Origin of the sequence: Proteiniborus ethanoligenes (assembly GCF_900107485.1) — a bacterium.
In the GTDB taxonomy this organism is placed as follows: domain Bacteria; phylum Bacillota; class Clostridia; order Tissierellales; family Proteiniboraceae; genus Proteiniborus; species Proteiniborus ethanoligenes.
Window position 1 is genome coordinate 1 of record NZ_FNQE01000018.1, and the last position, 12,735, is coordinate 12,735.

Consider the following 12,735-nt stretch of genomic DNA (forward strand, 5'->3'; position numbering starts at 1 on the left):
CCTGATTGAGGCTGCTAACAGTGTTCGAAACCATATACCAGAGTATAAACAATTTTATTACAAGAAGTACGGTGAAGTAACTACCCACCAACATAAAAGAGCACTCGCACTTACATCTCGTAAATTAGTACGACTGATTTTTGGATTGCTGACTAAAAATCAAATCTACTCCACCGATAAAGTTGGAGAGATTCAATAAAATATTTTCCCTTCTCAAACCTATTTTTCTCAAAAAAATTATAGGTTCTATTAAGATTACTCTTTTTTAATTGTTTCTTTTATTTTCTTTAAAAATCATCTCTTGACATATTACCAGATTGCTCTATATTAGCTTTCTACTCTTTGATCTTTTTAGTAAGTATAGGAAAAATGGTCCTCCAAAAATTGAAGTAATTATTCCTACGGGTATTTCAAAACCAGGTACTATAGTCCTAGCTAATGTGTCGCTAATCAATAAAAATATGCCTCCACCTATGGCAGATACAGGTAAAAGCAGCTTGTGATCTGCTCCAAACAAAAGTCTAAATAAATGTGGCACTATTATACCTACAAAACCTATTATACCACTTACAGATACAACACATGCTGAAAGTAAGGAGGCTGTTATTAAAATCATCTTCTTTACTCTCTCCACATTTACCCCAATATTTTGAGCATCTTCCTCTCCCATAACTATGGCATTCATCTCTCTTGATATACTAATAAGAAATAATAAGCCTACAATAATAGGGATGACTATAATACTAATTTGATTCCAGCTAGCTCCATTAAAGCTTCCCATGGTCCAAGATACAATCCTTGATAGCTCTTCATGGTTAAATATCATCATTATAGATATTCCAGAGGATAAAATAGAGCTCATTACTATGCCCGCAAGTAGTATAGATGTAGTAGATATTTTGTTTCCACTTATGGCTAGATTGTAAACTATTATGGTTGTAATTAATGCACCTACAAAGGCAAATATAGATGTGAGTCCAAATCCAATTATTCCTTTATTAAGTCCTAGTATGATTCCTATAGTTGCTCCAAAGGCTGCTCCTGAAGACACGCCCATTACATATGGGTCTGCCATCGGATTTTTAAATATTGCCTGATATGAGCTCCCTACTACAGCTAGTACACTTCCAACTAAAACAGCAAGTAGTATTCTAGGAAGCCTTATACTCCATACAATGAATATATTTGACTCTTTTATACTGCTTATATCTATTTTAGAACTTAGAAAGCTAACATTTTTAAATAATATTTTCACCGTATCCTCTATAGGAATATTTACTGCTCCTACTGTTATAGAAAAAATTATTGACACAACTAAAATTACTAGTAGCACTATAAATTTTATCTTACTGTTTTTTTTCATGTATTATCACGCTCTTAATCTATTTTGTTGTGCTATTTACTCATTTATGAGCTACTATTGAGGAGAACAAAACTTCCTCCCAATAGTAGCTTGTTTATTACTAAAAGCTTAGTTTTTTTACTATATCCTTATGGAACATTTCAACAAGAATTTTCAATCCTTCATCTATTGCCCTTGCTGAAGGCCTACTAAATATATCTACATTTACTACTTTAAAATTACTGTTTTTAATAGCTTTTAATCCCTGATAATTATTGCTCGTAGTCATTGTTTCATAATCCCACTGCGCTCCAAATAAATAATCTGGATTTCTATCTATAAGCTTTTCCAGACTATATTTCCAGCCTGTTACATCATCAGCGGCATTTATTCCACCTGCTATTCTGATTATCTCTGCTACAAAAGTATCTTTACCGGCTGTGTATTCTCCATATTGACCTGTCCCTACAACATAATAAGCAGTAGGTTTACTTTTAATATTTCTTGTATGCATTTGAACAGTTTCCACTTTTGATTTCATAGATGACACTAGTGCCCTAGCTTCATAGTTTCTATTTACTACTGCACCTATTTTTAATGTGTCTGTGTACATTTCGTCTAAAGTTTTTGGCGATTCCTTAGCCAGTATAGCTATTTTCCCTTCCTTAAGCTTGTTTAAGACCTCTTCTTTATAGTGAGTAGCAGCTATTACGAGCTCTGGCCCTATATCGATTATAGTTTCTATGCTTGGCTCTGTCATTGAGCCTACTTCCTTTATTCCTTCAACTTCTTTAGGATAGTTACAATATTTAGTTCTACCCTTTACCTTCTCTCCTGCTCCTATAGCAAACAGGGTTTCAGTTACGTCTGGTGCTAAGGAAACTATAGTCCCAGGCTCTTTTGATACAGTATATTTTACTCCATTGCTTTCGATGGTTACAGGATAAGATATCTTTTTTTGTTTATCTGCTTTTATTCCCTTAGTGCTATTATCCCATTTTACATCATAGCCTAATGTTTCAAGGATAAATCTAAATGGTAAATAAACCTCTTGTCCTTTTTTATATGATTTTGAATCTAGTATGAAGTCTGTATTATTTACCTTTACTTTATTTGTGTTTAGTGTGAATTTAAACTCTACTTCCTTATTTTTTGCTACTATTGTATTCCCGCTAGTACTAATATCTAATCCAAAACCTTTTAAGCTATTTCCCGATATATATGTTCTGCCATCCTTAGATTCTGTAGCTATAGCTTTTGTTGCCCCGTCTATTTTAAAGCTTACACCTGATGCAAAAACAAGGTTTGAAAATAATGCAGTTAATAAGATTGTAACTAAAAGCAATCTAGATATTTTTTTCATATTGTGTCCCTCCACATTTTTAGTATTTATCAATAGGTTTTAATGACTTTATTAAGAACTTAACTTTTCGAAGTACTCTCTAATTTCTGACACTAGCTTAATATTTTCTTCTCTATTTCTTACTGCCACCCTTATATATTCATTGGATAGCCCTATGAAATCGTCACAGGTTCTAATATACACATCTTTGCTTAGCAAATAATTTTTTAATGAATAGGAGTCTTTTTGTAAAAGCTTAATTAGAAAAAAGTTTGCTTTTCCATAAAATACTTTGATGTCTTTAATCTTATCTAATTCTTGAAATAAAATTTTTTTCTCTTCCTCATACCACTTTTTTGTTTTCATTGTGTATTCCACATCATTTAATAGAATAGGTACACTACTGAGAGCAAGACTATTTATAGTCCAAGGCTCCTTCATATGATAAAGTCTTGATATGGTCTCTTCATTTGCCACACCATATCCCAATCTTAGGCCTGGTACTGCAAATATTTTTGTCATAGATCTTAGTATGAAAATATTGTATTCATATATTAAGGATAAATATGGTACCTCATCTGTAAAATCGATAAATGACTCATCTATAAACAAATACCCACCTATTTCCTTTAGTTTGTTTAATACAGGAATTAAATCATTCATATTTGTGAACGTTCCTGTAGGATTGTTTGGATTACAAAGCACTAATACATCTGGTTTTAAAGAATCTAACTCAGCAACTAAATCTCCTATATGGATAGTAAAATTGTCTTCTTCTTTAGTAACAAAGCTGTATATACTGCTACCTACTAGTTCAAAGGCTTTTTTATATTCTGTGAATGTAGGCTGGACTATAAGTACTTTTTTAGGATTTATGCTTCTCGCGAATAAATATATTAATTCAGTAGCTCCATTTCCTAGTATTATTTTTTCGCTTTTTGTGGATAAATGCTTTGCTAGGATTTCCTTTGCACTTATTCCATCTATTTCTGGATATCTCTCCATTTTTTCTAGCTCTTTCTTCAGTGCTTCTACTAAGTTTTTTGATACTCCTAATGGATTTATATTCACACTAAAATCTATTACATTATTTTGATCTTCTCCATAATATCCGCCATGCTTATTCATATCTGTTCCTCCTGTTTTATAGTGTGAATTCGCATATTGTAAAGCCAATTATCATAACAAGAACTACTATGGCTTCAGCTCCATACATTATCCTTATAGTGTCTTTTATATATTCTGGTTTTAGTTTTTTAATAGCATTTCCTATGGTTGGCTTGTAGACAACTTCTCCAAAATAAGTATTAGTCCCTCCGAGCTGTACCTCTAATAGCCCAGCCACTGCAGACTCCGGATATCCACAGTTAGGACTTTTATGGTTTCTCCTATCTTTTTTAAGTATTCTAATACCATTTCTCCAGTTGTAGCCTAAAATCATACCTGATAATATCATGATTATGCTTCCTAATCTTGCAGGAATATAGTTAGCTATATCATCGAGCTTTGCTGATGCATAGCCTATTTCTCTATAAGGCTCCTGCACATATCCTACCATTGAGTCTAAGGTATTTATCGTTTTGTACAAAAGAATTCCTTGAACTGGAATCCTAAAATAAAATCCTAAAGCTAAATAAAATAGGGGAGCAAGAACACCGTCTATTGTATTTTCAGCAACTGTTTCAACAGCTCCTCTTATTATTTCTTCATTACTAAGCTGTGAAGTATGTCTGCCAACTAAGTAGGATAGCATTTGCCTACCTTTTTGCAAATCATTTTCTTCTAATGCATTGTATACCTTCATAGTTTCCACATCTAAGCATTTACCTGCTAATAATGAATAAACAAGATAAATCTCTATAATTATTTTAAAAGCAAAGTGAATATTTTCAGCTATATAGAGTATTACATATGATACTCCTACTACTGTAATCAGTGTCCCTCCTGTAAGTAAAAAACCTCCAAATCTTAAATTCATCCACTTAGTGCTTCTAATAAGCTTCTCGTATTTTTTTATAATATATCCTATAAAGCGTACTGGATGAGGCCAGTTTGGTGGATCTCCTAATATATAATCTAAGACTACGGATACAATAAGAATAGTTGAGTTTAGCATTTTATAACCCCATTATTTCTTTTATTTTATTTATATCTGTATTTGCTCTAACTGCTAGGGCTATTTTATCAAATTCTTTACTTCTCAAATTTTTATATTCTTGTTCCACGTCTTTTTCAAGATTGCTGCACTTCTCCTTTAAGCTTTGGAGCATTCCATGGTCTTTAAGAAGATTCTCCTTTCCTTTGTCTATAAGGCTATCCTCTTCCTCAAGGTTAATATCTATATATGGAATTACTCCAAGACAAGGCTTTTCTACTAGCTCTTCAATCATCTTAATTCCTGGCTTTAATAGCTCTACATCTCCTCTGAATTTGTTTATAATAAATCCCTTTACTCTTTCTCTTTCACTTTGAGACATGAGCATTATAGTTCCGTATATGGAAGCAAATACTCCACCTTTATCTATATCTCCTACAAGAACAACAGGAGCATCTACTAGCTCTGCCAACCCCATATTTACGATATCATTTTCTCTAAGATTTATTTCTGCTGGGCTACCTGCCCCTTCAATAACTACTATATCAAAGGTTGAGGAAAGTCTATCATAGGCTTGCTTTATTATACTTTTAAGCTTTGGCTTTTTTTCATGATATTCACTAGCTGTCATGTGCTTAAAAAGTTCTCCATTTATGATGACCTGACTTCCAATATCACTCATAGGCTTAAGTAAGATTGGATTCATCTCTACTAACGGAGTCATCTCAGCCGCCTCTGCCTGAATTGCTTGAGCTATTGAAATTTCTCTTCCATATGGTAAGGTCCAAGATTTTGAGGACATATTTTGTGATTTAAAGGGTACTACTTTATAGCCATCTTGTTTAAATATTCTGCACAATGCAGCTGTTAAAATACTTTTCCCAACAGATGAGCCAGTTCCTTGAAGCATAATATTATGTGACAAAAAATCACCTCCCTATTTTAGTTGTTAGTTGCTAGTTGCTAGTTGTTAGCTAAGAGCTAGGAACTAAGATCTAACTGCTAGGGGATTTACTATGTAAGAATTTAAGAACAAAAAAAATTAAACACATAGGGTGCCCTATGTGTTAAATTCATACAATGAAGTTAACATGCTCCCCTCCGGAACAGTTAGTTGCTTGTTTCATGGCAGGTATCCTGACTCACAGATCACTTTACTTTCTTCCCCTTCCCAGTTTCCTAGTGGTATATGGAAGATTTCATCCCTGTTTACAGTAGCGGGGGCTGTAGAGGCTTTTCACCTCTTTCCCTTTTAACTTCTATTTAGAAGCACCCTGAAACTATTTAATTTTATCTTCGTAATAATTATATTTAAAGAATATACTTTTGTCAATGGTTTTGAAATTATGGATGAATATTTAGATTACTCTAAAATAATTATGTTTCAAAATCTCTTTAATTGATTTAATTCAAATATCCATTCTGGAGTTATTAGCTTTTCACAATCCTTTAGAGAATACCAAGGACTCATGTTTTCTTCATTAGGATTTATAAGTATTTGAGTTTGCTGGGCAGGCATATATGATTGGGCCAATATAAATATTTTTTCATTATTTTGGTTTACAGCCATATCCATTACAACCACTGCATGACCTGGGGAACCTCCAACTATAAATACATCCCCTATTTTCATATCATCTATATGAACACTTTCTAATTCCTTTTCCAAGGATAAGGTCCCTGAATAAGCAAACACCATATCCATGAATTTCCTAAAGTCTTCATAGGTATTAGATGGCTCTGTTGCCTTATAATAGCTTACATTATTCCCCTCAACTTTTATTCTATATCCTTCCATCCATTTATTATATTCAGCCTTAAAGCCAGATACAAAGTTAAAATTTATTTTAGCATAAGCACCAATTGAGTATAAGTATTCTCCTCGTAAAAGCATAATAGCATCTGCACATTGATGTAAATCTCTATGCCCAATATCCACATCTATTACACTATCATAGATTCCCTTTGGAGATTTTTCCCTACCATCATAATATAAAGCCTTTTCTCCATAGGGCTTTAGCCTTTGATTGCGCAAAAATTCTTCAAAGCTTCCTTTTACCACTTCCACCTTTGTATATCCTTCTGGGGGTAAGTATCTAGTTTCAATAGTAATACCATCAGAAATTATATGGCTAGTATTTTTAACCACTTTAGATTCTGATGGCCTATTAATAGATTCTGATAGTTCAATACTGTTTTTATCTGTTGCACAGCCTGTAAGAGATAATATTACAAGTAAGAAAATAACAGCCATTCTGTTCATCATATCACTCCTATTGATTTCAGAGGTTAGAAAAATACATTATTATGACAAAGTCTCAAAGCCTATACTATGCCACAAGCATAAAAGCTTGCAGAAATTTAATGCTTTGAGACTTTGCTAAAATTCTTAAACTATTTTAATATATCCAGAACAAATTATTTTACATTCAAATAATTAAATACTACAACTGCTGCCTGTTCCCTGGTTAAATTTGTCTTTGGATTAAAGTTCCCATCATATCCTTGTAATATACCTAAGCCTGTAGCTATTGCTACATGTCCCTTAAGGTCTTTTGTTATCTTGTCAGCATCTTTGAAACTTAAGCTGTAAATACCTTCTATGCTTGCCACTTTGTCATAGCCTAAAGCCCTTACAATAAATTTTGTAGCTTCTTCTCTAGTAACTATAGCTTCGGGAGACTTTTCATTTTCTTTTATAATGCTTTCTCTTACTAAATATCTATAAAGCTTTTCAATAAAATCTTTATCTTCATAGGATAAATCATAGTAATACCCTTTTGCTTTTAGCATTAGATATAAAAGGTCCTTTTGCTTTATACCTTCTTTTGGATTAAACTTATCCCCAGGGAATGATATACCATATTTAGCTAATGCTTCTATTTCCATTTTAGCAAAGCTATCTTCTATATCCTTGTATTGAGATATGTCACTTTCTTTATATGGTCTTCCTAAGCCATATAAAAGCTCACCAGTAAATGGGTCTATATTTAATGGTTTACCTTGTTTTATGGAATAAACAAGCTTAGCATTCTTAGCTTCGCCTTGCTCCCCGTACTCTTCAAAATATCTATGATCGCTATCCCCTATATATTGTAGCTCCATACCTATTTCTCTAAACAAAATACCATATGCTTTTTCAAGGCTCATTACCTTATCTGTTGATGGAAGCTGTCCTTTATACCAACTATAGTTATAGCTAGTTATCTCTCCTGTTGCTGCATCTAAATTCAAGCTAAAGCCATTGCCTGGGAAATAGGCATCTTTTACCTTTCTAGTAAATGTAAAGTAATATTGTCTTGGCTCCTCTCCCTCTAGTAAAGGTCTTACTATTGGCTCATTTATTTCTACAAGCTCTACTATATTAAACTTATCCCCCTGGACTTTCTTTATAAAATCCTCTGCCTTCTTTTGTAATTGGTCTTTTGTGTACTTTACTGTTTCCTTTTCTAAATATGGGTTGTATCTGTAAAAGCTCTTAAGCTCTTTGTTTTTTGCATCTATAGTTACACTAATATTACTATTGTCTTTGTTTGAAAAATACATGTTCCATGTATGGTCATTTTTGTTATACCAGTCATTATATAGGTTTATTCCATCTAGCTTATAATCAGTGCTTATATTTAAAAGCTGTCTTGCAGTTTTTTCTGCTTCTTCTTTGCTTATTATATCCTTCATCTTGTCTATAGCATCTAATTCCTCTGGTGAAAGAACTATTTCGCCACTATCGTTTGCCACAGAGGAGTCTTTAGTCATTTCTTCTCCAGCAGCATATCTATAATAGCTATATATGCTCACAGGCTCTCCTGTTTTAGCATCAATAGCCTTATTAGTATCTAGGCTTGTATATACGACATAAGGCTTATATTCCCTATTGCTGTAATCCAGTTTATATACTAGCTTTAATCCTATTTTTTCTATAAATGCCTTTTGACCAGCTTCTATTCCTATAATGTTGTCCTTGTCATCAAACTTAAGAACTTTATCCCAATAGCATCCATAGCTTTGCACTTCACCAGTTTTATTGTTTACACTTAAGTATATATTATTTTGATAAAAGGGTATTCCATTTTCTACTCTATAATAATTGTAATAGTACATTCTGTCATAAATATTTAATGGCTCATTATTTTCTTCATATTTCACCTTAGAATATAGCTCTGGATTTATCTTCTTCAAAAATTCATTTGCAGCTTTTAATCCTTCTTCCTTACTTACCTTTGGAAAAGTATTAGTACCCATTTCCTCATTGTAATTATATTTATAGTAATTTCTTACCATGCCGTCTGAGTCAATGGTTACTTCCATTCCTCCTAGCTTTTCTTTGCTATCATACCATCTTAAATAATATTCCACCGTTGATGAATAGCTGTTTATGTAGGATTCAAACTTATCATATTGAGTTGTGTCAAATAATGTTTTTGCTTTTTTTATAGCATTTTCTAGCTCTTTATCATAACCCTCTAAAGCACTGACTGGTAAAATGAATGTAAAGAGCAATAGCATTGATAAGATTAAAGATATACTTCGTTTCATTATAAACCCTCCATTTAATATTTAATCTTATTATAAGACGAATCATTTTGAAAAAAGTTCCTTCTAATCCAATAAAATTTTCTAGAAGGATATGGTTCAATACTAAATGATTAGAAACATAAAAGCTGCATTTAATGCAGCTTTTAGTTTGTAGACAAAATCTTATCCTATTTATTTAACATGTTTTCTATAAAAATCCTCATCGCTTTGGGTAAGATAAATAATGCCTTCTATTAACCCAACAATAGCTGGAATGTATGTCCAACAGAAAAGTATATATAATATTCCTAAACCAATTTTTCCTAAGTAAAACTTATGTACTCCAAGACCTCCTAGTAAAATTGCAAGTATTCCTGCAGTAGTCTTGCTTTTAGTCTTAACAGGTGCACCAGTAGCATACATAGGCTGTCCTATAGGTGGTGTTCCCTGTGGGATAGCCTGATATTGAGGTCCTTGTGGCTGTTGATATTGAGGCTGTGCCTGATATTGGGGTGCTTGTGGCTGTTGTGGTGCAGCAGCTATAGCTTCTCCACAGTATTTACATTCTCTTGCACTTAAATCTAAAGAAGCACCACAGGATGGACAATATTTCATACTCATTAAAATCACTCCTCTATAATATCTATTTAATATTTAAGCTTTCTCTATTAATAACAAGATTTTTTGTGCTTTCAAGCAGTTTTTCAAGCTCTAATAAATTATCTTCATTTAAATCTATTTTAAGAATCTCTTCTATGGAAATTAAATTTCTCTTTATTTTCTCCTCTAAATCTAAAACCGCAAAATTGTTGGTAATTCTTCCAAAGGGAGTAGATGCATTAATTCTTTCTTTTAAGGATTTAAACAATGTTAGAATTCTAGAAGCTTCTTCCCCATTTTCTTTTTCACCTAAAGCTGCTTCTATGTTCATTAAATATAGCTTAATTAAAGTTTTATCTCTTTGTTCCTTTTCATCTCTAATATTATCTTCCTCTACCTTACCTACAAAAAACAATATTAAAGCAAAGATAACTAAATAAGCTGCAATTAAGATTAGCTGCCAAACTAAATATCCTACAAGAGCTCCCCCTATGAAGAGAATAGAAAGAGTATTAGATATAAGTACATAGAATACAGTTAATATTATCATAGAAATAGAATATGGCACTCCTAAGACTTTAAAGAATGGTCTTGGAAAAATAATTACTGCATTTAAAAGCGCAAGTCCTAAAAGTAAAAATAAAAGCATTAAGGCTGATTTATCAGGAGCAATAATAAAAAACAAACCAAAGGCTCTATAAAATCCTAGTATTATAGCAATATCAAATATTATGCAGCCTAAAGCTTTGATGATAGAAGCAGACGAGGTCTTATTATTCATAATTAACCCTCCAATTTAGTTCCACATTCTGGGCAAAACTTAACTCCAGGTGAACTTTCAACATTACAATTTGGGCATGCTTTCTTCTGCATTGAACTTCCACAATTAGGACAGAATTTAGCACTATCATCTACTGGACTTTTACAAGAAAAACATTCTATCTTAATGATTGAAACTTTTTCACCACAATTTGGGCAAAACTTAGTTCCCTCTGGATTTGCAGTACCACATTTATTACAGCTTATAGTCTTAGGCGGTGTATTAACAACACTCCCCGCTGCTGCTGCAAAAGTATTCCCTACAGCTATACCTGCTCCAGCACCAAGACCCAGTCCTATACCTGCAGAGGCAATACTTCCTCCGCCTTCATTGCCTGCTGCTGTTTCCATTACATCAAAGGATCTCTTTATATTGTAGCGATTGTCTCCTATGATATCAAAGGCTGCTTTTTCTCCAAGTATTCTATTGATAACGGCAAAGTCTTCATCTGGAAAATTAACAGATGATATGTAAAAGTTAATTATATCAATTCCAAAGCGGTGAAATTCACCAGAAATACGTCTCATTGCTTCATTAGAAATATCTTCTAGCCTAGGAGTAATCTCTAAGACAGAAATCCTTTGATTGATTATTATATCTGCAATGATGGTTTTAATTTTTGCTGCAATAACTCCTCTGAAATACCTAGTTACAATATCATATTTTACAACTTGTCCATCACCTACTGCTCCTATAAGCTCTGTTAAAAATACACGGTAGTCAATAATTTTCATTGCAAATTGACCAAAAGCCCTTACTCTCAATCTAACAGTATATTTAGGGTCTATTAAGCTTATAGGATCCGTAGTTCCCCATAAAATATCAAGCTTTGCAGTTGTATTTATGAAAAACACCTCAGCAGTAAAGGGTGTTCGACCTCCAAAGGGGATATTAATAAAAGACTTTAAAATAGGTATATTGTTAGTATTAAGGGTATAAGTGCCTGGAGAAAAATAATCTAAAGCCCTGCCACCTTTTACAAAAACTGCTACTTGGCCTTCATTTACTATAAGCTGAGTACCTGTGGAAAAATTATCTCCTGGATATCGGTAAATAAGCCAATCCCTATTCTGTATGCCGTTAAATTTAATAACATCTATAATAGCCAACTGTTGTCACCTCCAAAATCCATGTAATATTTTATATTTCTAAAGCTAGCCCTTTACTGAGCAAAATAGACGTAACATAATTAATATCATTCTATATTTATTTCTTTTTCCCTCTATTTTTCGAATTTTTTTAAAAGCTTATATTCTATGGACAATTACTGCAAGGTTTGTAGCATTCTAAAGCATATTGAACATTCTAAGCCCTATTAACATAATAGCTGCATCAGCTAATATATGTACTATCCAGGAATTTATAAAGCTTTTAGATTTTGTGTCTATATAATTAAATATAAAGCCTACTGAAATAAGGCCTGATACTGCTAGGATTATTAGCAATGGATTAAACCAATTTTTAAATATACCTATATGATATAGGGAAAACAAAATTGATGAAAATATATATGCTCCCTTTTTAAAGCCTAATTTATATAAATTCAAAAAAATAAATCCTCTGAAAAAAAATTCCTCTAAAAAAGAATTAATAAAAGTTATGTAGAATGCAACAAAAAGAAAGTTCCTTGGATTTACTTTAGATTTAGTTTGTAGTTCATTAGCAATAGATTTTAAATCTATTGTATCCTTTAAGATAGCATATGCAGCAATAATAACCATAAAGGAAAACAATCCTAAACCTACCCCTAAATATAAGTCTTTTTTATTAGGCTTAATCCTATTTCTCTCATAGTCTTGGCTAATTAGACGAATATAGCTATATGGTAAAATGGTGAAAAAAAGTATTTTTGACAAGGTTTTAACTAGATAGCTCATAACTAAAACCTGTTCAATAAAATACAGGATAATACAGGCAATGATTGATGAAATAATTATAAAACTTCTATTTTTATATTTCATAATGCACCTTCTTTTTAGCCTTAATAAGTATAGCAATCATATATTTAATATTATCAATTA

Annotated in this window: 10 protein-coding genes, 2 pseudogenes and 1 riboswitch; of the genes and pseudogenes, 1 reads left to right on the plus strand and 11 read right to left on the minus strand. The window is 32.3% G+C overall.

Annotated elements, in window-relative coordinates; all coding sequences use genetic code 11:
- Positions 1–199, plus strand: a pseudogene (locus BLV37_RS15175) (IS110 family RNA-guided transposase); the annotation flags it as partial.
- A gap of 123 nt (positions 200–322) precedes the next feature.
- Here BLV37_RS15175 and BLV37_RS08505 read toward each other — a convergent pair.
- The 11 genes and pseudogenes from BLV37_RS08505 to BLV37_RS08555 form a co-directional block, all read right to left on the minus strand.
- A complete protein-coding gene (locus tag BLV37_RS08505) occupies positions 323–1,363 on the minus strand; it encodes a FecCD family ABC transporter permease (RefSeq protein ID WP_091730011.1) in 1,041 nt (346 codons plus the stop codon).
- Positions 1,364–1,463: 100 nt separating this feature from the next.
- The gene (locus tag BLV37_RS08510; protein ID WP_091730013.1) at positions 1,464–2,705 is read right to left on the minus strand and encodes a helical backbone metal receptor; all 1,242 of its coding nucleotides are present in this window, start codon (positions 2,703–2,705) and stop codon (positions 1,464–1,466) included.
- A 51-nt stretch (positions 2,706–2,756) separates the two neighbouring features.
- Positions 2,757–3,812 carry a threonine-phosphate decarboxylase CobD gene (gene cobD / locus BLV37_RS08515; RefSeq protein WP_091730015.1) on the minus strand — a complete coding sequence of 352 codons (1,056 nt, stop codon included), beginning with the start codon at positions 3,810–3,812 and terminating at the stop codon, positions 2,757–2,759.
- Between the two features lie 16 nt (positions 3,813–3,828).
- Positions 3,829–4,800, minus strand: coding sequence for an adenosylcobinamide-phosphate synthase CbiB (cbiB, locus tag BLV37_RS08520; protein WP_091730018.1), 972 nt, complete (start codon positions 4,798–4,800; stop codon positions 3,829–3,831).
- A 187-nt stretch (positions 4,801–4,987) separates the two neighbouring features.
- Positions 4,988–5,689, minus strand: a pseudogene (locus tag BLV37_RS08525) (cobyric acid synthase); the annotation flags it as partial.
- A 200-nt stretch (positions 5,690–5,889) separates the two neighbouring features.
- A riboswitch (cobalamin riboswitch) is annotated at positions 5,890–6,071 on the minus strand.
- A 92-nt stretch (positions 6,072–6,163) separates the two neighbouring features.
- The gene (locus BLV37_RS08530; protein WP_244270504.1) at positions 6,164–7,042 is read right to left on the minus strand and encodes a DUF4846 domain-containing protein; all 879 of its coding nucleotides are present in this window, start codon (positions 7,040–7,042) and stop codon (positions 6,164–6,166) included.
- Between the two features lie 155 nt (positions 7,043–7,197).
- Positions 7,198–9,315: an S-layer homology domain-containing protein gene (locus BLV37_RS08535; RefSeq protein WP_091730023.1), complete on the minus strand. Its 2,118-nt coding sequence runs from the start codon at positions 9,313–9,315 to the stop codon at positions 7,198–7,200.
- A gap of 171 nt (positions 9,316–9,486) precedes the next feature.
- Complete coding sequence (locus tag BLV37_RS08540; protein ID WP_091730027.1) at positions 9,487–9,915, minus strand: TM2 domain-containing protein; 429 nt, start codon at positions 9,913–9,915, stop codon at positions 9,487–9,489.
- A gap of 22 nt (positions 9,916–9,937) precedes the next feature.
- Positions 9,938–10,675 (minus strand): hypothetical protein, encoded by a 738-nt coding sequence (locus BLV37_RS08545; RefSeq protein WP_091730030.1) that lies wholly within the window; start codon positions 10,673–10,675, stop codon positions 9,938–9,940.
- Positions 10,676–10,677: 2 nt separating this feature from the next.
- The gene (locus BLV37_RS08550; RefSeq protein ID WP_091730033.1) at positions 10,678–11,823 is read right to left on the minus strand and encodes an SPFH domain-containing protein; all 1,146 of its coding nucleotides are present in this window, start codon (positions 11,821–11,823) and stop codon (positions 10,678–10,680) included.
- A gap of 177 nt (positions 11,824–12,000) precedes the next feature.
- Entirely contained in the window at positions 12,001–12,675 is a 675-nt protein-coding gene (locus BLV37_RS08555; RefSeq protein ID WP_091730034.1) for a CPBP family intramembrane glutamic endopeptidase, read from the minus strand.
- Positions 12,676–12,735: the final 60 nt, after the last annotated feature.

Bases quoted from the DNA above. Each gene is read 5' to 3' on its own strand.
- BLV37_RS08540 (WP_091730027.1), bottom strand. From the start codon at position 9,915: ATGAGTATGAAATATTGTCCATCCTGTGGTGCTTCTTTAGATTTAAGT.
- BLV37_RS08535 (WP_091730023.1), bottom strand. From the start codon at position 9,315: ATGAAACGAAGTATATCTTTAATCTTATCAATGCTATTGCTCTTTACA.
- BLV37_RS08530 (WP_244270504.1), bottom strand. From the start codon at position 7,042: ATGAACAGAATGGCTGTTATTTTCTTACTTGTAATATTATCTCTTACA.
- BLV37_RS08505 (WP_091730011.1), bottom strand. From the start codon at position 1,363: ATGAAAAAAAACAGTAAGATAAAATTTATAGTGCTACTAGTAATTTTA.
- BLV37_RS08510 (WP_091730013.1), bottom strand. From the start codon at position 2,705: ATGAAAAAAATATCTAGATTGCTTTTAGTTACAATCTTATTAACTGCA.
- BLV37_RS08555 (WP_091730034.1), bottom strand. From the start codon at position 12,675: ATGAAATATAAAAATAGAAGTTTTATAATTATTTCATCAATCATTGCC.
- cbiB (WP_091730018.1), bottom strand. From the start codon at position 4,800: ATGCTAAACTCAACTATTCTTATTGTATCCGTAGTCTTAGATTATATA.
- cobD (WP_091730015.1), bottom strand. From the start codon at position 3,812: ATGAATAAGCATGGCGGATATTATGGAGAAGATCAAAATAATGTAATA.
- BLV37_RS08545 (WP_091730030.1), bottom strand. From the start codon at position 10,675: ATGAATAATAAGACCTCGTCTGCTTCTATCATCAAAGCTTTAGGCTGC.